The organism is Streptomyces sp. GDS52, assembly GCF_052246875.1.
Taxonomy (GTDB): Bacteria; Actinomycetota; Actinomycetes; order Streptomycetales; family Streptomycetaceae; genus Streptomyces; species Streptomyces cathayae.
Genome location: NZ_CM125966.1, coordinates 2,611,053 through 2,630,340 on the forward strand (window position 1 = coordinate 2,611,053; position 19,288 = coordinate 2,630,340).

Sequence of the window (19,288 nt, forward strand, 5' to 3'; positions counted from 1 at the left end):
GGACAGCGGGCGGACATAACCCCCGAATCGATCCGTCTCACGTGGCGGATGGCGCGGCGCGGGGCATTACCGAGTCGTAAGCTCCCAGCATGCAGGTGATCCAGTCGACCAAGCTCGCCAACGTCTGTTACGAGATCCGGGGCCCGGTGCTCGAGGAGGCGATGCGGTTGGAAGCCGCCGGTCACCGCATCCTCAAGCTGAACACCGGCAACCCGGCCGCGTTCGGCTTCGAGTGCCCGCCCGAGATCCTCGAGGACGTCCTGCGCAACGTCTCGTCGGCGCACGGCTACGGCGACGCGAAGGGGCTGCTGGCCGCGCGCCGCGCGGTCGTCATGCACCACCAGACCCTCGGCATCGAGACCGACGTCGAGCACGTCTTCATCGGCAACGGCGTCTCCGAGCTGATCGTGATGGCGATGCAGGCACTGCTGGACGACGGCGACGAGGTGCTGGTCCCCGCGCCCGACTACCCCCTGTGGACGGCCGCCGTCTCGCTCTCCGGCGGCACGGCGGTGCACTACCGCTGCGACGAGCAGTCCGACTGGATGCCGGACCTCGCCGACATCGAACGCAAGGTCACCGACCGCACCAAGGCGATCGTGATCATCAACCCGAACAACCCGACCGGCGCGGTGTACGACGAGGCGATGGTCAAGGGCCTGACCGACATCGCCCGCCGCCACAACCTGCTGGTCTGCTCGGACGAGATCTACGACAAGATCCTCTACGACGACGCCGTCCACGTCCCCACCGCCTCCGTCGCCCCCGACCTGCTCACCCTCACCTTCAACGGCATGTCGAAGGCGTACCGGGTGGCCGGCTACCGGGTGGGCTGGATGTCGATCTCCGGGCCCCGCGCGCACGCCGACTCCTACATCGAGGGCCTGACGATCCTGGCGAACATGCGCCTGTGCGCGAACATGCCGGGCCAGCACGGGGTGGTCGCCGCGCTCAGCGGGCGCCAGACGATCAACGACCTGGTGCTGCCGGGCGGCCGGCTGCGCGAGCAGCGGGATGTGGCGTACGAACTGCTGACCCAGATCCCGGGCGTGACCTGCGTGAAGCCGAAGGGGGCGCTGTACCTCTTCCCGCGCCTCGACCCGGACGTCTTCAAGATCAGGGACGACCGGCGGATGGTCCTGGACCTGCTGCGCAGCGAGAAGATCATGGTCGTGCACGGCACCGGCTTCAACTGGCCGGAGCCCGACCACTTCCGGGTGGTGACCCTGCCGTCGACCGACGACCTGCGGGACGCGGTGGGCCGGATCGCCCGCTTCCTGGACGGCTACGGCCAGCTCTGACGGGGCGCGCCCTCACCCTGCGTGTCTCATCTGTCCGATCTTGTGAGCAACTCAACTTTAGACGAAATCTAAGCTAGGATGGCTTCCTGTCAGCCCCCAGGAGGCCATCCATGTACGAACCGATCCGCAGTAAGTCGGTCCACCGCACGATGGCCGGCACCCCCCACGACTTCCCCCACCGCTCCCGCGAGGAAGAGCTGGACATCCAGCTCGGAGGTCATCTCGCCGCGCTGCTCGCCGTCACCGACGAACTGCGCGTCGCGGCGCCCTCGGCCGATCTGGACACCGCGGCCGAGCGGCTCGCCGAGCAGGTGACCCGTTTGCGGGGAGGACGCAAGCCGGCCCGCGCGTCGGCGACCACGAGGGGCCGCCAGGCGAACGCCACGGCCCTGCACCGACAGGCGCACGCCCGCGCGGGCCGCGCCCTGGTCGTCGCCGCCTCCCGCGCCGACACGGTGGCCGCGATCCTGGCCGCCGAACGGATGGACGCGCACGCCGCGGCCCTCGAGCCGCTCGAACTCGCGCCCCGCTGAGCCCACCGGGCTCCCCCAGACGGCCCCGGTCCGTGTGCACCCGCAGCGACGCACGGACCGGGCGCCACGCACCGCGCACCCCCGACGGGGCACCCCGGGCAACCCGCCCGGGGTGCCCCGTCGGCGCTTCCCCGCGGGATCGGCTCACGTACGCGGGTCGGTCCGCGTCCGCCCTCTCAGCCCGCGTACTCCGACGCGCCCGCCGTGCGGCGGATCTCCGGCAGCGCCGAGTAGAGCGCGACACCCGGGCAGAGCGTGCCGAAGCCGTCGCGGTGGCCGGAGACGGTGTTCAGCGTGGCCTTCTCACCGTTCTTCCAGACCCTGGTGTCAGCCGCGGCGGTGAGGGTCACCTTCGCCTCCGGGTCGACGCCGTGCAGGCCGAGCTTCCAGGCGGAGATGTCGGCGATCGCCTGCTTGGCCGCGGCCGTCGGCGTGCCGCCGTTCTCGTAGTCGCCGAGCAGCGAGACACCGGCCGAGGAGCCGTTGAAGCCGTACGTGTGAGCGCCCCGGACCGGCTTGTCGGTGCCGCCCGCGCGGCCCTCGAAGACCGTTCCGCACTTGTCGACGAAGAAGTTGTAGCCGATGTCGTTCCAGCCGTTGCTCTTCACGTGGTACGTGAGGATCCCCCGGATGATGGCCGGTGAATCAGCGCACTCGTAGCTGTTCGTACCGGCCGTGTGGTGCACGAAGACCGCGTCGACCTTGTCCAGGTAGTCCGACGGGTCGGCGACGAGCGACTCGTCCGCACCCCAGTCGGCGCGACTGACGACCGCCGGTGCGGCGGGAGCGGCCGGCGTCGTCGACTCGGCCGGGTCCGGCTGGGCGCTCGGCTCCGCCGTGGGCTCGGTGGTCGGGTCGGCGGTGGGCTCCTCCGTCGGCTCCTCGCTCGGAGCGGGGGCGCTCGGTTCGGCCGTCGGTTCCTGTGTCGGGTCCTGCGTCGGCTCCTCGGAGGGCTCCGGCGCCGTCGGCTCCTCGCTCGGGCCGCCGGGCTCCGCGGTCGGCTCCTCGCTCGGGACGGGAGCGCTCGGTTCGGCCGTCGGTTCCTGTGTCGGGTCCTGCGTCGGCTCCTCGGAGGGCTCCGGCGCCGTCGGCTCCTCGCTCGGACTGCCGGGCTCCGCGGTCGGCTCCGAGGACGGCCCGGCCGACTGCTCCGGGGCGCTGCTCGGCTCAGTTTCCCCGCCGGACTGCGACGGGTCCGGGGCGGCGGTGCCGGAGTCGCCGGGCTCGGCGGGCGTCTTGCCGTTGCCCTTGCCGTTGCCCTTGCCGTTCTCGTTCCCGTTGCCCTTGCCGTTCTCCTGTCCCTTGCCGGTTTCCCCCTTCCCCTTGCCCTTGCCCTTGCCGCCCTTCGTCTCGCCCGGGTCGATCATGTCCAGCCGCAGCGCGTCCGGCACGGCGGTCTCCTTGCCGCCGGCCACGACACGGGCCTCGACGGCGTCCGACGGCCCCACCCACAGCGGCTCGGACGCGCCCCGGACACCGGTGGCGTCACCCTCCTGCGTCTCGGGCGCCCGGATGTCGAAGTCGAGGTCGCGCCAGTCGGTCCACGCGCCGTCCTCCGCACCGCGGGTACGGATCTGCGCGGTGCCCTCGAACTCGTCGGCGCTGTCCTCCCAGGAGACACCGACGAGTGAGAACAACTGTGTGTCTGTGCGCGGCAGTTCGCGCTTCTTCGGATCCTTGCCGGTCAGCGCCAGCGTATGGGCCTGCGCGGGACGCGCGGCCTCGTCGGCGCCGCCGCCGCCCTCGGAGCCTCCGCCCACAGCCACGGCCGTCACTCCGGTACCTGCGATGACCACAGCCCCGGCCGCCAGCCAGATCGTGCGCTTCGACGTTCTCGTACGCCGCGCGCGGGTTCCTCTTGGACTCATGCCCACCCCTTGTGAACCTTGTACGTGAAGATCAGTTGTCGTTGACGGGGAGCTCGCCGACACCGGTGGCACGGCTGAACACACCCATCGCAGTGGCCCGTTGGACGTGCCCGCTGCGGACCGCGAGCGTGCACGCCGCCCGGCCGCCCTGCTCGCCGAGGGCGAGCGCCACCGCTCGCGCCCTTGCTCGCGTTCTTGCCCGCACCGTTCTGCGCACCGGTGGTCTCGGCTCCGACCGCCGCCGCATCCGCCCCCACACCGCCCCGGCTTCCGCGTGGTGCGGCCCCTCGGACGTGCTCTCCGGCTCTTCGCTCTCCACGGACTTCATGGATTCCGCGGATTCCTTCGATGACACGAAAAGGGCCCGGTTCTCGATGTGACGGATCAATGCGGCATGCAACTGAAGTCGAACCCGGGCGGTTATACACCACGCGGAGCGCACCGTGCGACGGAGAGATCAAAAGGGGCGAATCGACCGCTTTTCGGTGGGGTGAATTCCCTGAATGTCCTTGGGCTTGACGAACCCTCGATCCGTTGGTCGATAATTCGCCCGCGCACCCGCGAGCCGGCCTTTCACCTGCTCGCGGGCTACTGAACCTGGCTGCCTTCCGGGCTTGATACGCCGGCAGCAGGCCGTCTGCGGGGTCTGGTTATTGCACTTCCGGCTTGGTTCTGCCTCGGGTTCGTACACCTGCATCGGCGTCCGCTGACGCGCTGAACGGGCTGCGGTAGGACTCACAGCAGTCCCAGTCCGAGAAAGGATGGAATCGAATGTCGGTCCCCCCTCCGCCGAATTCTCACGAGCCGCCCGGCTCGTGGCCCCCTCCTGGGCCGCAGTGGCATCCGGCACCCATGCCCGCGCCACCGGCGTTGAACGGCCTGGCGATCGCCTCCCTGGTGACGTCGTTGCTCTGCCTCGCGCCCCTGGGGCTGGTCCTCGGCTGCGTCGCGCTGTGGCAGATCCCCAGACGGAGACAGCGGGGCAAGGGCCTCGCGATCGCCGGTGTCTCCGTCTCCGGAGCGATCCTCCTGCTCGCCGCCGTCGTCATCCCGGTCGTCGACTTCAGGGTCTGGACACTTCCCGCTCGCAGCGACAGCGGCGACGTCACAAAGCCGGGCTGGACCACGATCCAGTCGATCCGCGCCGGTGACTGCTTCACCCCGCGTGGCGGGCTGACGGAACCGGGGACGCCGCCGCTGGGCGGAAGTGTGGAACTGACCCCCTGCGACACGCCGCACCGCGCGGAGGCCTACGCCTCCTTCGCCCTCCCCGAGGGTGACTTCCCGGGGCTCGACGGCATCGCGGCGACCGCCTGGCCACAGTGCGCGAGGCTCTTCACGGACTACGCGCTCGATCCGCTGGCCTTCGGACGGCTGCAGACCTACTACTTCCATCCCGACGAGGAGGGATGGGCGGCCGGGCGGCGCACCGTGGTGTGCTGGGTGGCCCGGCCGGACAACACCGAACTCGACGTCTCGGTACGCGGGAACGCCTCCGATCTGGACGCCGCCCAACGGGAGTTCCTCGCGGCGATGAAACCGCTGAACACCGCCGGCGCACTCCGCCCGGCGAAGAGTCCGCAGCAGGACCTCGCCGGCGCCACCGCCTGGGCCGGACACATGGCCCAGGCGCAGGCCGAGACCATCCGGCTGCTCAAGGACGCCGACCTTCCGGGCGCGGAAGCGCCCACCGGCCGGCTCGTGGCGGAACTCGAAGCGGGACTGCCCTTCTGGCAGCAGGCAGCCGAAGCACCCGACGCCGACACCTTCCTCAGCCATCTGCGGTCCGTCGACCAGCACGACGGAGAACAGCCCCACCGCCGGATACGCGGCCTGCTGGATCTCCCCCTGCCCACGTCCGAACCGACCCAGGAACTCGAGCGCACCGCCGCCTCCACAGCCGATCGGGTCCGCCGGGCCGGCAGGGATCGCAGTTGAATCGTCAGTGAGCAGGGACGTTGCGCCCGGCGGGGGCAGCAGCGATCACCGTCACCCTGGTGGCCGCATGCGCCATTGGCTCTGTCCACGTGTTTCGACGGCGTCCGAGGCAGCCGTTCAGGCCGACCAAGCCTCACCGGAGTGCCACTGCCGCACCCACTGCTCGAAGCCCCATGCGTCATCCCCGGGCACCGGGCCGGCTCCCACGTCGGCCACCATCCAGACCTCGCCCCGGCGGGGCCCCGCGGTCACCAGCACCCAGAACAACTGCCCGTCCTCCGAGCCGAGAACGACCGACCCCTTGGTGTACACGGCATCGGTGCGTGGATCGCCCTCAGGATCGACCGTCTCGTCGTCCTCCCACTGCCAGGACGCCTCCAGGGGGAACAGTTCTCCCGGCTGCCGCGGACCGAGGTCCGGCCAACTCTCCGGCAGCCACCCGAGCGGCTGCAGACCGCCGTCTTCTGCGGGACCGAGGCTGCACCCGTTGCTGATCTCCGCAACGAAGGTTCTGTACGGCTCCGGGAGCGTCACCCGGTTCTCGGTCTCCCACACGGCTACGCCCTCATGGCCGAGGGGAGGCTCACGCCACTCGGGCCCGAACGCGGAACGCAGGAAGTCGAGGGTGGCCTCGACAGGACGCTGATCAGGCGCGGCCGTCACGGCAGCGTGCTGTTCGACGGTGAGTCGACATCGGCTGGTGCGGGGAGTTCACCGGCGCAGGTGGCGCGGCCGTAGGTGCCCGACGCGGTGGCGCTCTGGACGTGAGCGCCGCGGATGGCGAGGGCGCAGCGGGCCTGGCCGCCCTTGCCGTCGAGGACGATGCCGATGATGGGCGACCGGCCGAGCGGGACCTGGACGGTCTTCTTCCAGGGCAGTGCGATGTCCTTCTCGACGGTTGCCCTGCCCTCCTCGCTGCGGGCGAGATAGCTGACGTCGACACGGCCCTCACCGGTCACCTGGTACGTCACGGCGGCCGTCGGGGCCTTCGGCCGTTCGGGTTCAGTGTCGCCGGTCGTGCCGAGGGTGCCGTACAGGACGAGCCCCAGACAGACGGCGAGGACCGCTCCGGCGGCGAGGAATCCGGCCCGGTCGCCACCTCGACGCTTTTCGGCCGATTCGCCGGCCGGGGTGGCCGCATTCTTTCCGGGGTTTTCCGGGCCGGCCGTTTCCGCTGCTTCTGCTGTGTTTTCCGTCGTTGGCATGGAGCCGGCTTTCGTCGGGCACTGTTTTGCACGTGCCTCCCGCAGGGAACCGGGCGGTTATACCGCATGCCGACCCGCCGGGTCCACCCCCCGGACAAAGCGGACATAAATTCAACGTTCGGAACGGCGCCCTTCCGGATCATCAGCCAATCGACCGAAATGGGAAAGTGGTTGACGCAGCCTTTCGCGCGTGATTAGACATGCCCCGCTTCACCTGATTCCGCGAAGCGGTCCGGTCGGGAATTCCCGTCCGGTGGTTCGGCATGCCCGGATTCCAGACTTCCTGGGAGGCGGGTGCGTCGCGAAGGGAAGGGCATGGGACGTGAAAGTCCGATACGGGAGATGGATCTCCTGTCTTGTGGCTGCTGCGGTGGTGAGTACCACGCTGCCGCAGGTCGCGTATGCGTCGTCCGGCCCGTCGTCGGACGGTGACGGCAAGGGCGTGCTCGAGTCGCTCACCGACTGGCTGGGCGGGGACGACGGCGAGGAGGCGTCGCCGTCGGCCCCGCCGCCCTCGGACGCGGGTGTCGCCGACCGGCAGAAGCTGCCGAAGGGGAAGAACGCGCCGAAGGCGAAGCGGGTCAAGGAGCTGACGGACCGGCGCACCGAGAACGCCCGGTACTGGCAGCTGTCCGACGGCCGGACCGAGATGGAACTGTCGGCGGTACCGACCGCCTACCGCCACGGCAGTGGCAAGAAGGCCGCGTGGAAGGCGATCGACACGTCCGTGCGGGCGTCGCGGGCGAAGGGTTTCGACTTCGCGAACACGACGAACACGCTGCACAGCCGGTTCGGTTCGGACGCCGACAGGCTGCTGCGGGTGGAGGCCGGTGACGGCCGGTCGGTGACGATGGGCCTGCCCGGCGCGGACGCGCTGAAACCGGTGGCCAAGGGCAGCACGGTCACCTACCGGGACGCGGTCGACGGCGCGGACCTCACCTACGAGGTGGGGGCCGGGCGGGTCAAGGAGAACATCGTCCTGGACGAACGGCCGTCCGGGCCGGTGACGTTCACGTTCAAGCTGGACGTGGACGGGCTGAGGCCGAAACAGACCAGGGACGGCGCGGTCCACTTCTACGGCGAGTCCGCCGACCCCGTGCTGGTGATCCCGGCCGGGTTCATGACGGACTCGAAGAAGGACGCCTCGTCGCCGTACGGCACCACGTACAGCACCGCGGTCGGGCAGAAGCTCACCAACGCCGGGGGCGGCTGGATGCTGACCCTCACCCCGGACGAGAAGTGGCTGGCCGCGAAGGAACGCCAGTACCCCGTCACGATCGACCCGACGATCGAGATCGCTCCCACGCCCACGACGGCGCAGGACGTGATGATCTCCTCGGACGGTCCGGCGTCGAACTACGACAACAACTGGCGTCTGTCGGTCGGCAACACGTCGAGTGGTTCCTCGCGTGCGCTGCTGCGGTTCCCGCTGTCCCAGATACCGGCCGGGACGCGCGTGGAAGCGGCCGACCTGCGGCTGTACTACGACCAGACGCACACCACCTCCGGTGGCGAGGTACGCCTTGAGGCGCACCGGGCCACCCAGGAGTGGAGCGAGGAGACGGCCACCTGGGACAACGCCCAGGACATCACAGGCGAGCTGTCCGGCACGTCCGTCGTCGTGGACGACGGGGACGCGGGCCGCACCGCGGCGGTGGGTGCGTGGCCGGCGTCGGGGAACACCGACTACACGCAGTACGCCGTCAACGGCGACTACCTGTACAACAAGGACTCGGTGGCCGGTGATGCGTACACCTGGCAGCCGAGTCTGCCGGAGGACGGCACCTACCAGGTCGAGGTGCACAACGTGCCCGCCGTCGACCGGGCCACCGACGCCCCGTACACGGTGACCTACGAGGGCGGGTCGAAGCAGTACACCGTCGACCAGAAGTCCGGCAGCGGCGGGGTGTGGAAGACCCTGGGGTCGCATCCGTTCACGGCGGGCACGACCGGCAAGGTCGTGCTGGGCGACGGCCCGGCCTCCGCGTCGACCGCGGTCGTCGCGGACGCGGTGCGCTTCACCAAGGGCAGCGTCGTCACCAAGAAGCCGGGCGAGGTGAGCACCTGGCACTCGTTCCCGGTGGCCAGGACGGTCCAGCAGTGGATCGACGGCACGTACGAGAACCACGGTTTCGTGGTCAAGGCCGGCGACGAGAGCAGTAACGGTCCCCAGGGCGGCCCGCGGTACGAGGGCAGCGAGTTCGGCTACGGCGGTGAGACGGCCACCTACCCGCGTCTGGTACTGACCTTCGGCCGCCAGGGCGTGAACCTGGACAGCCCGTCGGTGATCCACTCCACGGGCGCGGAGCTGCACTGGTCCGACTACCGGGACCCGGACGCCGGTTCCACGGCCGACGACCTGGTCGAGTACCAGGTCCACCGCTCCGTCTTCCAGTCGTTCACGCCGTCGGCGGCGACCCTGGTGGCTCCGGTGGACGCGTCGGCGAACGGTTTCACCGACACCACGGCGGTGCCCACCGCGGTGGGCAGCGCCGACCCGTTCGGCCGGGCCTACTACTACATGGTCGCGGTGAAGACGAAGGACGGCCAGGTCATCGCCTCGCCGACCCAGCTGGTGCGGCTGCCGAAGGCGGGCCGCACCACCAAGGTGATCACCGCCGGCCAGGACACCACCCTGACCTCCGCCCAGCCGACCACACCCCACGACACGTTCGAGGAGTACGGGCCTCAGCCCTGGCTGACGGTCGGCAACAACTCCACCCCCTACGGCAACACCCGCACCCTGCTGGACTTCGGCGACCTGGACCTCCCCGCCTCCTCACGGGTCCTGCAGGCCACCGTCCGCCTCTGGGGCACTCAATCGACCCGGAGCGCCGCCGGAGCGGTCTACGAACTACGCCCGTTGACACGGGACTTCGACGAGTCGGCGACCTGGAACAGGGCCACCGCCGCCACCGCCTGGACCACCCCCGGCGGTGACGTCGGCGAGGCGGTCTCCGACATCGGCGCCATCAGCAACGACCCGTCCCGCCACGACTGGGACGTCACCTCCCTCGCGCAGGGCTGGGTGAGAGACCCGGACACCCGGCACGGCGTCGCGATCAAGACGGTCGACGAGGCCGCCGCACAGGAGCGCTCGGTCTTCCTGTCCTCGGAGGCACCCGAGCAGCGGCTGCGGCCCGAGCTGGTCGTCACCTACATCGACACGACACCCGAGTCGACGTACCACGCACCGGGCACGCCGGCCCGGATGACGCCGAACACCACCTACACCGTCGACGTCACCCTCACCAACACCACCGACCAGGAATGGACGGCGGCCGGAAACGAGCTGACCTACCGGTGGGAACTGCCGGACGGCACCGACGTCACCACCGGCGGCAACCAGATCCGCACCGCGCTGCCGCAGGATCTCGCTCCCGGCGCCTCCGTCACCATTCCCGCACAGGTCAAGACGCCGATCAACTCCGCCTCCGGCAACAAGCGCACCGAGTACACGCTGACCTGGGAGGTCCAGAACACCGTCGGCTGGTCACGCAGGATGCCGAGGTCACGGATTGCTTCGCCGCCGTCGGCGAGCATCACGGCTATGTCCACGGCGATCCGCCCGGGGCGTGTCCGGTACCCCGTGGCCGCAGCCTGCGCAGCACGTCGTTGAAGGCGGCGGCCAGGCCGGTGGCATCGGCCAGAGCGGCCAACAGGCGGGAGCCGGCGTGGCTGACCACTCCATGGCCGTCGGCCGAGACGACGAGCCGGAGACGCGAGGCGGTGGTGTGCACGCAGAAAGTGCCTTCCTGCTGGAACGACAGAAGCCTTAGACAAGCCCTGTCGTCCCAGGTCAGAAGGCACTTTCGTGTTCTCGCCCAAGATCCGGACACCGCTCAGGCGAAACGGCGGGGCTAGCGGCAGCTCAAGCGGCCGGGCGGCCAGGCCTCTGACACGCGAGTCATGGGCGAGCAGCATCACCTGCAGCCGCATCGCTGCGGCCCCGTAGCGCACCAGCCGTCCCGTGGTGGCCGGCCACCACCATCCCGTCGCCAGCCGCTTGCCCCGACGGGCTGGGAACGGCTTCAGCGACGGACAGTTTTCGAAGACGACGCATGGCACGTGAAAAGGTTGTACCGGTTTCGCGGGACTTCATGTGGGATTCCGCACGTCCGTGACCCGTGATGCTTCCAAGGCCGGATCCGCTTGATCTGATGGGGGACGGCGGGAGCTCTCCCCGAATCGAGTGGAGGGGGAGCGGTCCTGTGAGTGATGTGAGCGATCGACTTCCGCGTGCAGAGGACATGCGGACATGCGCAGGGACCTTCGTCAGTCGCGTCACCACCCGCAAGCGGCTCCCGCTGGACTACTCCGTGGCCAGCCTCCGCCTCGTCGACTTCCTGGTCGACGGGCTGCGCAGGGACGGCGTGGACGAGGCGCGGGTGAGCGGTGCGCTGTTAGGGCTCGGGGCCTACGTCGGTGAGGTGCTGGTCCGCCGTGCGGACGCGCAGTGGGTCGACTTCGACGCCGCCCAGCAGGCCTATTTCGGGCAGCCGGTCGGCGTACGGATGCCGGACGGGCGGGTGTGGAACCCCCTCGGCAAGGTCCGCAACTGCTTCACGGCGGGCAGCTCACAGGAGTCGCTGCGCACCTTCTACCTGACCCTGCACGGACGGGGCCGGCGTACCGCCGCCTGACGCCGTCCCGTCACCGCCGGGACGTCAGTGCCGTCCTCGGCCCTGACCCCGTAGCGCCCGCACCCGGCCGCCCACCACTCGGGTGCGGGCAGGGAACTCCGCGTCAGCGCACGTCCGCCGGAAGCTCGATCTTCCCCCGGTACGGGCCCTGGTTCGCCTCGCTGACCTTCTGCTCGAACGTGATGTCCTGGCCGTTGTACGGGATCAGGAAGCCGAAGTCGAGACGGTGGCTCTCGATCCGGTACGACGTCGCATCCAGGACCAGCACCTCCTCCAGGCCGGAGAGCGTCACCTGCCCGTCCTCGACCGGGACGCCCGCCACGCGGAGTTGCTCGGCCGTCGGGTCGAACTCGCGCTCGGCCTTCTTCGCCCACGCCCGGTCCTGGACGGCACTCAGCTTCTGCTCGCCGCTCACCACACGGAGTTCGACCGTGTCGCCGCCCTCCGTCTCGGTCACCTTCACCTCGCCGTCGGCAGTCCGCGCGTACGTCCGGAACGCGTCGACGACCGCGATCGGGTCCTCTACCTTGTTCCGCATCTCGGGGGCGACGGGAGACACGGCCTTCCAGCCGGCCGCACCCTCCTTCAGATACCCCGCGTCGCCGACGACGTAGAGCTCCTCGGTCTTCTTCGTGCCCTTGCTGTTGGTGCTGACGCCCTGCGAGTGCAGTGCCACCCGCCCGACAGCACGCCGGAGGCTGCCCTCGTAGGTCGCCGCGCTCTTCTGCCCCTGGAGCGTCAGCCCCTCCTCGCCCGTCACGGAGAAGCTCCAGGCGGGCTCCTCGGCCATCGCCTTCTCGGCGAGGTCGAGGAAGTCCTCCGCGGACTCGGGCGCCCGGGGCTGCTCGGACGCCTCACGGGCAGGCGGCGAGGTCGTCTCCCGGGTCTTCGCGTCGTCCGTCTCCGCGCCGCACGCAACCAGCGTGAGGGCGATCGGGAGGGCGAGCGCGGCGGTGCGTCCGGGACGAGTTCGCATGGACCTTTTCCTTACGTCACGACGGGGGCGCGGACTGTACAACAGCGCCCACCCCTCGATCACCCCGGCGGACAATCCCGACATCCGGTGGCGTCATGCCCGGCCACCACGCCGCCGAGCGACTGGCCTCGGCGCTACGTGCCCTCGTCGGCGTCGAGGACCCCGAAGCGCTCGCCACCGCATTCGTGGAGAACCAGGGAGCACCCGGGCCCTCCACCTGGTCCGTGCGAGGGGACGGTGTCCGCATCAACGACGGCGAGTACTCCTACCGCAATCCCGCCGACCATTTCGCCCTGCCGCCCGCCCGGCTCGACCGGGTGTCCGCTGCGCTCGCCCCCTGACGGCTGCGCCGCCAGTTCACACCACACGGTCTTGCTGCGGGGCCCCCGCGTCACGCCCCGCCGCAGCGCCAGCGCGTCGAGCAGGGCGAGCCCCCGGCCGGACTCGTCGTCGACGGTGACCGCCTCGCGGAGGACAGGCAGGGCGCACGGGTCGGGGTCGGTGACCTCCAGTCGCGTACGGCCGCCGTCACAGGACACCCGCACGGTGACGGGGAGGCCCTCGCCGAGGTGCCGGATCACGTTGGTGACGAGCTCGCTCGCGCAGAGCTGGACGTCGACGCCGTAGTCGCGCAGGGCGCGGCGCACTCCGGACACGGCCGCCGGGGTGGCGAGCAGTTCCAGTGTCAGGGGTGGTCGCCTCACGCGTCCCCCTTGCGGAGGACGGCGGTCAGGGCGCGGGCGGTGAGCAGGTTGCAGTTGCCGAGCGCGATCAGCGGTCGGGTGGGGTAGCGGGCCGCGAAGGTCGGGATGTCGACGCCGAGGGACGGGAGCGTGATGCCGTGCGCGGCGAGCGCGTCCCGCAGCTCCTCGACGCAGGCATCGGCCGAGGCGGGGTGGTGGTCGTGCATGGGGAGTTCACACCTTCCAGTGCGTTGTGTGACGAACCGCTCACACTCTGACGCCGGATTCCGTAGCGTGACAGGGGTCCGGGCTCCCGGCCCTGAACTGCACGTATGCCCGGCAGGAGTCGGCATGGGCCGGGGAACGCCGGGCAGCGGGCGGTAACGGCACACCAAGGACGGTGAACGATGGGGCAGCGCAAGGACATCGACGGCTCGACGGGCGTCCCGACCTTCTACGGCAGCGAGTTGCGATGGAAGCGGGAGGAGGCGGGGCTGACGCTCCAGCAACTGGTCGAGGGCAGCTTCTACGGCCCGAGCCACCTCAGCGAGATCGAACGGGGGACGCGCCGGATGCCGGCGGAACTCGCCGACCACGTCGACAAGGTGCTCAGCACGGACGGCTTCTTCCGACGCCGCTGCGAGGACGTGCGCAGGGCGAAACGGCGGGGGCATGCGAGCTACTTCGAGCGGGTGCTGGAGGCGGAGAAGCACGCGGAGACCATTGAGGAGTGGTGTCCGACCCTGGTCCCGGGCCTGTTGCAGACTGATGCGTACGCGCGGGCCGTGGTGCGAGCGACGCACCCACTGGCACCGGACGAGGAGGTGGAGGAGAAGGCCACCGCCCGGCTGGTGCGCGCTCGTCTCTTCGAGGAGGACCACAAGACCCCGGTGTACTGGGTCATCCTGTCCGAGTCGGTGCTGCGCCAGCCGATCCTCCCGCCGGAGCAGGCGGCGGAGCAGTTGGAGCACATCGCGACGCTGGCCCGACGGCACCGGATCGTTCCCCAGATCCTTCCGTGGAACTGCGGGGCACACCCCTTCATGCTGGGCACAGCAAAGATCATGACCTTCCCCGATGCCCCGCCCCTGGTCTACACGGAGGCACTGCACAGCGGGGACACCATCGACGATCCGGGCCTCGTGAAGGAGTACCGCAGGTCGTACGATCTGCTCAGGGCCGCCGCACTGCCTCCGAAGGCGTCCCTCGCCCTGATGGACCAAGTGGCTGAGGATGACCGAAATGGCAAACCACGGAACTGACTTGAGCACGGCCGTCTGGCGCAAGAGCAGCTACAGCAACGGCAGCGGCGGAGACTGTCTCGAAGTGTGCGACGCCCACACCGGCGTCGTCCCCGTCCGCGACTCCAAGGTCCCGCACGGACCGGTCCTCACCGTCACGGCCCCGGCCTGGACGTCGTTCGTCACGTTCCTCAAATAGCACGGCTTCAGCGCTGGTTCACCGGAAAAACGGCTGCGCGGGCAGGCCGGTGAGCTGCCCCCGGCGGCCCCTCAGGCTGCGTCGGTGTCGTGAGCGGTGAAGGTCACGTGGGTGTCGTCGTTGCCCAGGGCGATTTTCAGCGTCGCGTCCAGGGCCTTTGCCAGTTTGGCAAGAAGCGGCAGCGTGGGGACGGTGTCGGAACCCTCGATCCGGGAAATCTTGGCCTGGGTGAGGCCGGCGCGGTCGGCCAGTTCGGTCTGGGTGAGCCCGAGCTCCGTCCGCCGGTCGTACACAGCCTTCGCCAGTGCCATGGACAGGCGGATCTCGCGCCGCGCCTCGGCCACGTCCTCCGGCTCGGTGAGGCCCTCCGCGAGCTTCCGTTCACGCAGGCTCTTCCAGCGGCTGTGGCTCATCGCTCCACTTCTCCCTCGTCGACGGTACGAATGAACTCCTCGTGGGCCGGTTCGTGTTCCGCCTCGCAGACCTTCTGCGTAGTTTCGCGCGCCTGGCCTCGGCGTCCTCCCGCATTCTCGTCTGGCGGAAGACGGTCAGCAGGACCGCGGTGCGGTTCGGGGTGAGGCGTATGGCAGCGTCGACAAGCGTCGGGCACAGCTCCCGGCCCCTGGCGCCTTCCGGAAGGCCGATGAGTTCCTCTGGGGCGTTCAGGACGGCTCACGCCCGGCGGTTGCCCTTCCACGACCTGCCGGGCGGGCCCGGTACGGTCCCGGCATGGACCTCTTCGTCGCTGACCGGTTGCGGCTGGTCGAAGCCCTGACACCTCAGCTGTCGCCGGAGGACCGCCGGGCCATGGACGCTGCCTGGGATGCGGCGGTCCGGGTCAACCCTGCCCTGTTCGACGGGCCGGTGGCCGGGTGTACGGGCCTGGAACACGACGCACGTGACGGCCTCGTCCTGACCTGGGTGCGGGCGACGTACCGGTTCTACGTCCTGCGCAGAGTGCCCGGCGCGTCCGTGCGGCTGCCGTCCCTGTTCGTGGCCGTCGCGCAGCCGGCGGACGACGGGCGCCTGCTGGTGGGGCGGATGGCGTCCTGGACGACCGCACCCGGCCGCTGGCAGCTGCCGGGCGGCTCGGTCGAACCCCCGCCGGACGGCGAGCCCCTCGACCTGGCCGCCCTCAGTCGGCATGCGGCCCGGGAGCTGGCCGAGGAGACCGGTGTCGACACCCCTGCCGACGACCTCACCCCCTGGCAGGTCACCCGGGGCGCGAACGGCAGTGTCGGCGTCCTGTTCCAGGCCCCGCCCCGGCCGGAGCCCTGGCTGCACGAGCGCTTCGCCGCCCTCACCTCCGCCGAACACGCCCTCGGCCGCGTCCCGGAACTGGACCGCCTCGCCCTCGTCCGCTCCCGCACCGACCTGACCGGCCTCGGTGGTCCGCGGGTGGCCTACCTGGAACCGGTCCTCCGTCTCCACGGCCGGTTCCGGCCCACCGGTCGGACGGGCGGGCCCGTCACAGGTCGCGGGGCACCGCGACCTCGGCCAGGTGGTGGATGAACCCGAGGCCGGCCTCCGGCCGTGGCAGGCGAGGTGGGCCTCGGCGGTCACGTCTCCCCGGGCTCGGCCGAGGGTGGAGTCGATCCGCACCAGCCGTCCGATGGTCGCTGCCGTCACCTGGTTGGGCGAGCCCGCCGCTCAGCGCCGGTCGGCGGGGCAGCGCCGGCCAGGGTTGTGATCCGCGCTGGTGAACCGGTCGTGCTCGCTGCCGTGCGGGTGCCGGGCCCGGCCACTGTCGCGGGTGCCGGCGGTGTGCGGCGCGGTTAGCGTCGAGGAGCACGCTGAGCGGCCGGGGAGGCGTTCCACGCCTGGCAGCGTGGTCATGGGTACCGGTCGACGGAAAGAAGGAGCGTGGTCGGTGTGGCCCGGAATCGCCGGTTGATCCTGAGCTCGCCGTCCAGGGTCTGGGACCTGCTGTCCGACGGCCGGCGCTACGGGGAATGGGTCTCGGGGACGCAGCAGGCCACCGCCGCGGACCCGCACTGGCCGGAAGTGGGCGCCCGCCTGGAGGTCCGGGTCGGGCTCGGCCCTCTGACCCTCGAGGACGTCTGCGTCGTACGCATCTGCGAGCCGCGACGCCGCCTGGAGCTGGAGGCGAAGGCGGATCCCTTCGGAGCGGCCCGCATCGCCATGCACCTGATCCCCTGGGGCGAGAGCACCCTTTTCCTTCTCGACTGGCATCCCCTGCGGGGCCCCGGCACCCGGATGCACGGGCTCCCCGTGGACTACCTCGTCTCGATCCGCAACGGCATGATGCTGACGAAGCTGGCCCGGATCGCGGTACGCGAGCATCACGGCAGTGCCGGTGGTGCTCTGCAGAGCACCCGGAGCGGATGAGGTTCCAGGTTGCTGCCGCTCGGGGAGCGTGCCCTTTCCTATAGGTTCGATCACAACCCGTCGGAGGACGGGCTCCGGACCTACGCCTGAGGAAGCTCGCATGGCCTTAATCCACCGCACCACCATGACGCCCACCAAGCGGGAACTGCTCACCGAGTGGCTACCGAAGCAGAGTTGGTACGTGGGCGACGCGGGAACGCCGGAACTGGTCAAGGCCGGCGGATTCCGTCTGGACGATCCGGAGGGCGCGGTCGGGATCGAGTTCATGGTCGTGGTGGACACCACCGCGCGGGAGCCGGTGGCGTATCTGGTACCGATGAGCTACCGCGGTGCGGCGCTGGAGGGCGTCCCGGGCGAGGCGCTGATCGGCACCGCGGAGCACGGGGTGCTCGGCACCCGTTGGGTCTACGACGGCGTCCACGACCCGGTGGTGACGGCGCAGCTGCGTGCACTCCTGCGCGGCGAGGCGATGCCGCAGCACCAGAGCGAGAGCGACGCCCCTGACCCGACCGTCACCGTGCACGGCGCCGGCCTCGACGACGCGTTCGACGTTCACGTCAACCGCGTCCTGCAGCCGGCGGAGGCCGTGCAGAGGCCGTCCGGACACCTCGTCGCCGGATGGACCTGGCCGAACGGAACGGCTGCGCGGGGTGTGCTCGCCGCTGTGGAGCCGCGGTAAGGGGCCACACGCACAAGCGTGAGCGTGCGGGCGGCCGCCTTCGTGCGCCTTCGGGAGTGACCGGGGCCGGTTCGTCTCGTTGTTAGAGGTGTACTTCTAAGAGGTACGCCTCTAAGAGGGGTGCGCCTCCGAGATCAGGGAGGTGCCCGATGGCCCGGCCCCCAGCACGCAGTCTGCCAAGACCGCCGGACATGTTCGACCGGGAGTGGGAGTGGAGCGAGCTGACCGCCTTCGCGACCGGTGAGGGCGCGGGGCCCCGGCTCGGTGTGGTGTCGGGCCGTCGGCGTCAGGGCAAGAGCTTCCTGCTGCAGGCGCTGGCCGACGCCACCGGGGGCTTCTACTACGCCGCGGTCGAGGCGTCGGCCACCGAGTCCCTGCACCTGCTGGGCGAAGCGGTCGCGCGCTTCACCGGGACCGCCGTCCCCCCTCGGCCGGCGAACTGGGGCGAGGCGCTGGAGATGCTCTTCGGGCTGGCGGAGGAGCGGCCACTGCCGGTGGTGATCGACGAGTTCCCGTACCTGGTGCGGAACGCCCCCGCCCTCCCGTCCCAGCTGCAGGCCGCCCTCGGCGTACGTTCCGAGCGCCACCGCACGGAGCGGCCCCGGATCCTGCTGTGCGGCAGTGCGATGTCGTTCATGGGCGGGCTGCTCTCCGGGGCCTCCCCGCTCTACGGCCGGGCCGGTCTCGACCTCGTGGTGCATTCGCTCGGTTTCCGGGAGGCCGCCGAGTTCTGGGGCATCGACGACTTCCGGCTGGCGGTCCTCGTCCACGCGATCGTCGGCGGGACCCCCGCGTACCGGAGGGAGTTCGTCGACGACGACGTACCGGACGGTCCCGACGACTTCGACGCCTGGGTCTGCCGGACCGTGCTCAACCCGGCGCGCCCGATCCACGGTGAGGCGCCGTATCTGCTCGCCGCCGAGCCGGACCTGCGCAACCGGTCGCTGTACCACTCGGTCCTGGCCGCGGTCGCGGGCGGCAACCGCACCAGTGGCGGCATCGCGAGCGCGGTGGGTCGCAAGGCCACGGACATCTCGCTGCCCCTGACCGTCCTGCGGAACTGCGGTCTGCTGACCGCCGAGCCCGACGCCTTCCGCGGCAACCGCACCACGTACCACGTCGCGGAGCCGCTGATCAGTTTCCACCATGCGGTGGTACGGCCCGAGACGGCTCTCCTCAGCCGCCGGCGAGGGGCCGCCAAGGTCTGGGAGCACAGCCGTTCCACGTTCCTCAGCAAGGTCGTGGGCCCGCACTTCGAGCGGCTGTGCCGCGAGTGGGTCGAGTGGCACGCGGACCCCGGGACGTTCGGGGGCATGCCGATCCAGGTCGCCTCGGGAACCGTCGCCGACCCGGTGAACCGCACCGGCCTCGAGGCCGATGTCGTGGTGCACGGTGCGATCGGCCAGGACCAGGGCATCCTGCTGTCCGTGGGCGAGGCGAAATGGCACAAGGTCATGCACCTCGGGCACCTCCAGCGCCTGCGCCGCATCCTGGAGTTGCTCGCCGCACAGGGCGTGGACACCCGCCACGCCAGACCCGCCTGCTACAGCGGCGCGGGCTTCGCCCCCGAACTGCGGGCGGCCGCCGACCGGGGCGAGGTGGTGCTCGTGGACCTGGAGCGGCTGTACCGGGGGGCGTAGCAGGACCGGGTTGGACGTGGCCGGACATGGGCG

19 protein-coding genes are annotated in these 19,288 nt (G+C 70.5%); 11 read left to right on the forward strand and 8 right to left on the reverse strand.

The window, feature by feature from the left end; genetic code table 11:
- The first annotated feature begins 89 nt into the window (after positions 1-89).
- Together ACTWJ9_RS11715 and ACTWJ9_RS11720 are read left to right on the forward strand one after the other, a co-directional pair.
- Positions 90-1,301 carry a pyridoxal phosphate-dependent aminotransferase gene (locus tag ACTWJ9_RS11715; protein WP_279334202.1) on the forward strand — a complete coding sequence of 404 codons (1,212 nt, stop codon included), beginning with the start codon at positions 90-92 and terminating at the stop codon, positions 1,299-1,301.
- 110 nt (positions 1,302-1,411) lie between these two features.
- Entirely contained in the window at positions 1,412-1,834 is a 423-nt protein-coding gene (locus ACTWJ9_RS11720) for an SCO4983 family protein (protein WP_387041082.1), read from the forward strand.
- Positions 1,835-2,010: 176 nt separating this feature from the next.
- Here the strand turns inward: ACTWJ9_RS11720 and ACTWJ9_RS11725 are convergent, their stop codons facing one another.
- Together ACTWJ9_RS11725 and ACTWJ9_RS11730 are read right to left on the reverse strand one after the other, a co-directional pair.
- The gene (locus tag ACTWJ9_RS11725; RefSeq protein WP_443295670.1) at positions 2,011-3,702 is read right to left on the reverse strand and encodes an N-acetylmuramoyl-L-alanine amidase; all 1,692 of its coding nucleotides are present in this window, start codon (positions 3,700-3,702) and stop codon (positions 2,011-2,013) included.
- A gap of 31 nt (positions 3,703-3,733) precedes the next feature.
- Positions 3,734-4,030, reverse strand: a complete 297-nt coding sequence (locus tag ACTWJ9_RS11730; protein WP_279334205.1) for a hypothetical protein — start codon at positions 4,028-4,030, stop codon at positions 3,734-3,736.
- A 524-nt stretch (positions 4,031-4,554) separates the two neighbouring features.
- On the opposite strand from ACTWJ9_RS11730, the gene ACTWJ9_RS11735 reads away from it, so the two are divergent.
- The gene (locus ACTWJ9_RS11735; protein ID WP_279334206.1) at positions 4,555-5,640 is read left to right on the forward strand and encodes a DUF4190 domain-containing protein; all 1,086 of its coding nucleotides are present in this window, start codon (positions 4,555-4,557) and stop codon (positions 5,638-5,640) included.
- A 117-nt stretch (positions 5,641-5,757) separates the two neighbouring features.
- Here ACTWJ9_RS11735 and ACTWJ9_RS11740 read toward each other — a convergent pair whose 3' ends face one another.
- A complete protein-coding gene (locus ACTWJ9_RS11740; protein WP_279334207.1) occupies positions 5,758-6,303 on the reverse strand; it encodes an SMI1/KNR4 family protein in 546 nt (181 codons plus the stop codon).
- A complete protein-coding gene (locus ACTWJ9_RS11745; protein WP_387038678.1) occupies positions 6,300-6,845 on the reverse strand; it encodes a hypothetical protein in 546 nt (181 codons plus the stop codon). Before ACTWJ9_RS11745 ends, ACTWJ9_RS11740 begins: the two co-directional genes overlap by 4 nt.
- Positions 6,846-7,218: 373 nt before the next feature.
- Here ACTWJ9_RS11745 and ACTWJ9_RS11750 point away from each other — a divergent pair, with 373 nt between their 5' ends.
- Positions 7,219-10,464 carry a DNRLRE domain-containing protein gene (locus ACTWJ9_RS11750; RefSeq protein ID WP_443295671.1) on the forward strand — a complete coding sequence of 1,082 codons (3,246 nt, stop codon included), beginning with the start codon at positions 7,219-7,221 and terminating at the stop codon, positions 10,462-10,464.
- 631 nt (positions 10,465-11,095) lie between these two features.
- On the forward strand, positions 11,096-11,488 hold the full coding sequence (locus ACTWJ9_RS11755; protein ID WP_279334209.1) for a hypothetical protein: 393 nt from the start codon (positions 11,096-11,098) through the stop codon (positions 11,486-11,488).
- A gap of 103 nt (positions 11,489-11,591) precedes the next feature.
- Here the strand turns inward: ACTWJ9_RS11755 and ACTWJ9_RS11760 are convergent, their stop codons facing one another.
- From ACTWJ9_RS11760 to ACTWJ9_RS11770, 3 genes are all read right to left on the reverse strand, one after another.
- Positions 11,592-12,464, reverse strand: coding sequence for a hypothetical protein (locus ACTWJ9_RS11760; RefSeq protein ID WP_443295672.1), 873 nt, complete (start codon positions 12,462-12,464; stop codon positions 11,592-11,594).
- 134 nt (positions 12,465-12,598) lie between these two features.
- On the reverse strand, positions 12,599-13,168 hold the full coding sequence (locus tag ACTWJ9_RS11765; protein WP_443295673.1) for an ATP-binding protein: 570 nt from the start codon (positions 13,166-13,168) through the stop codon (positions 12,599-12,601).
- Positions 13,165-13,374: a hypothetical protein gene (locus tag ACTWJ9_RS11770; protein WP_443295674.1), complete on the reverse strand. Its 210-nt coding sequence runs from the start codon at positions 13,372-13,374 to the stop codon at positions 13,165-13,167. The genes ACTWJ9_RS11765 and ACTWJ9_RS11770 overlap by 4 nt, the downstream gene beginning before the upstream one ends.
- A 180-nt stretch (positions 13,375-13,554) precedes the next feature.
- Here ACTWJ9_RS11770 and ACTWJ9_RS11775 point away from each other — a divergent pair, with 180 nt between their 5' ends.
- Together ACTWJ9_RS11775 and ACTWJ9_RS11780 are read left to right on the forward strand one after the other, a co-directional pair.
- Positions 13,555-14,409, forward strand: a complete 855-nt coding sequence (locus ACTWJ9_RS11775) for a helix-turn-helix domain-containing protein (protein WP_443295675.1) — start codon at positions 13,555-13,557, stop codon at positions 14,407-14,409.
- Between the two features lies 1 nt (position 14,410).
- Positions 14,411-14,587: a DUF397 domain-containing protein gene (locus ACTWJ9_RS11780; protein ID WP_387038669.1), complete on the forward strand. Its 177-nt coding sequence runs from the start codon at positions 14,411-14,413 to the stop codon at positions 14,585-14,587.
- Between the two features lie 71 nt (positions 14,588-14,658).
- Here ACTWJ9_RS11780 and ACTWJ9_RS11785 read toward each other — a convergent pair whose 3' ends face one another.
- Complete coding sequence (locus tag ACTWJ9_RS11785; RefSeq protein ID WP_387038667.1) at positions 14,659-15,000, reverse strand: helix-turn-helix domain-containing protein; 342 nt, start codon at positions 14,998-15,000, stop codon at positions 14,659-14,661.
- Positions 15,001-15,316: 316 nt separating this feature from the next.
- On the opposite strand from ACTWJ9_RS11785, the gene ACTWJ9_RS11790 reads away from it, so the two are divergent.
- The 4 genes from ACTWJ9_RS11790 to ACTWJ9_RS11805 all read left to right on the forward strand — a co-directional run bounded on the left by ACTWJ9_RS11790 (position 15,317) and on the right by ACTWJ9_RS11805 (position 19,255).
- Positions 15,317-16,099 (forward strand): NUDIX hydrolase, encoded by a 783-nt coding sequence (locus tag ACTWJ9_RS11790; RefSeq protein ID WP_387038665.1) that lies wholly within the window; start codon positions 15,317-15,319, stop codon positions 16,097-16,099.
- Between the two features lie 360 nt (positions 16,100-16,459).
- Positions 16,460-16,936: an SRPBCC family protein gene (locus tag ACTWJ9_RS11795; RefSeq protein WP_279334218.1), complete on the forward strand. Its 477-nt coding sequence runs from the start codon at positions 16,460-16,462 to the stop codon at positions 16,934-16,936.
- A gap of 100 nt (positions 16,937-17,036) precedes the next feature.
- Positions 17,037-17,615, forward strand: a complete 579-nt coding sequence (locus ACTWJ9_RS11800; RefSeq protein ID WP_279334219.1) for a maltokinase N-terminal cap-like domain-containing protein — start codon at positions 17,037-17,039, stop codon at positions 17,613-17,615.
- Positions 17,616-17,806: 191 nt separating this feature from the next.
- On the forward strand, positions 17,807-19,255 hold the full coding sequence (locus ACTWJ9_RS11805) for an AAA family ATPase (RefSeq protein ID WP_443295676.1): 1,449 nt from the start codon (positions 17,807-17,809) through the stop codon (positions 19,253-19,255).
- Positions 19,256-19,288: the final 33 nt, after the last annotated feature.

Bases quoted from the DNA above. Each gene is read 5' to 3' on its own strand.
- ACTWJ9_RS11715 (WP_279334202.1), top strand. From the start codon at position 90: ATGCAGGTGATCCAGTCGACCAAGCTCGCCAACGTCTGTTACGAGATC.
- ACTWJ9_RS11720 (WP_387041082.1), top strand. From the start codon at position 1,412: ATGTACGAACCGATCCGCAGTAAGTCGGTCCACCGCACGATGGCCGGC.
- ACTWJ9_RS11725 (WP_443295670.1), bottom strand. From the start codon at position 3,702: ATGAGTCCAAGAGGAACCCGCGCGCGGCGTACGAGAACGTCGAAGCGC.
- ACTWJ9_RS11730 (WP_279334205.1), bottom strand. From the start codon at position 4,030: ATGAAGTCCGTGGAGAGCGAAGAGCCGGAGAGCACGTCCGAGGGGCCG.
- ACTWJ9_RS11735 (WP_279334206.1), top strand. From the start codon at position 4,555: ATGCCCGCGCCACCGGCGTTGAACGGCCTGGCGATCGCCTCCCTGGTG.
- ACTWJ9_RS11745 (WP_387038678.1), bottom strand. From the start codon at position 6,845: ATGCCAACGACGGAAAACACAGCAGAAGCAGCGGAAACGGCCGGCCCG.
- ACTWJ9_RS11755 (WP_279334209.1), top strand. From the start codon at position 11,096: ATGCGGACATGCGCAGGGACCTTCGTCAGTCGCGTCACCACCCGCAAG.
- ACTWJ9_RS11760 (WP_443295672.1), bottom strand. From the start codon at position 12,464: ATGCGAACTCGTCCCGGACGCACCGCCGCGCTCGCCCTCCCGATCGCC.
- ACTWJ9_RS11770 (WP_443295674.1), bottom strand. From the start codon at position 13,374: ATGCACGACCACCACCCCGCCTCGGCCGATGCCTGCGTCGAGGAGCTG.
- ACTWJ9_RS11775 (WP_443295675.1), top strand. From the start codon at position 13,555: ATGGGGCAGCGCAAGGACATCGACGGCTCGACGGGCGTCCCGACCTTC.
- ACTWJ9_RS11785 (WP_387038667.1), bottom strand. From the start codon at position 15,000: ATGAGCCACAGCCGCTGGAAGAGCCTGCGTGAACGGAAGCTCGCGGAG.
- ACTWJ9_RS11790 (WP_387038665.1), top strand. From the start codon at position 15,317: ATGGACCTCTTCGTCGCTGACCGGTTGCGGCTGGTCGAAGCCCTGACA.
- ACTWJ9_RS11800 (WP_279334219.1), top strand. From the start codon at position 17,037: ATGGCCTTAATCCACCGCACCACCATGACGCCCACCAAGCGGGAACTG.
- ACTWJ9_RS11805 (WP_443295676.1), top strand. From the start codon at position 17,807: ATGTTCGACCGGGAGTGGGAGTGGAGCGAGCTGACCGCCTTCGCGACC.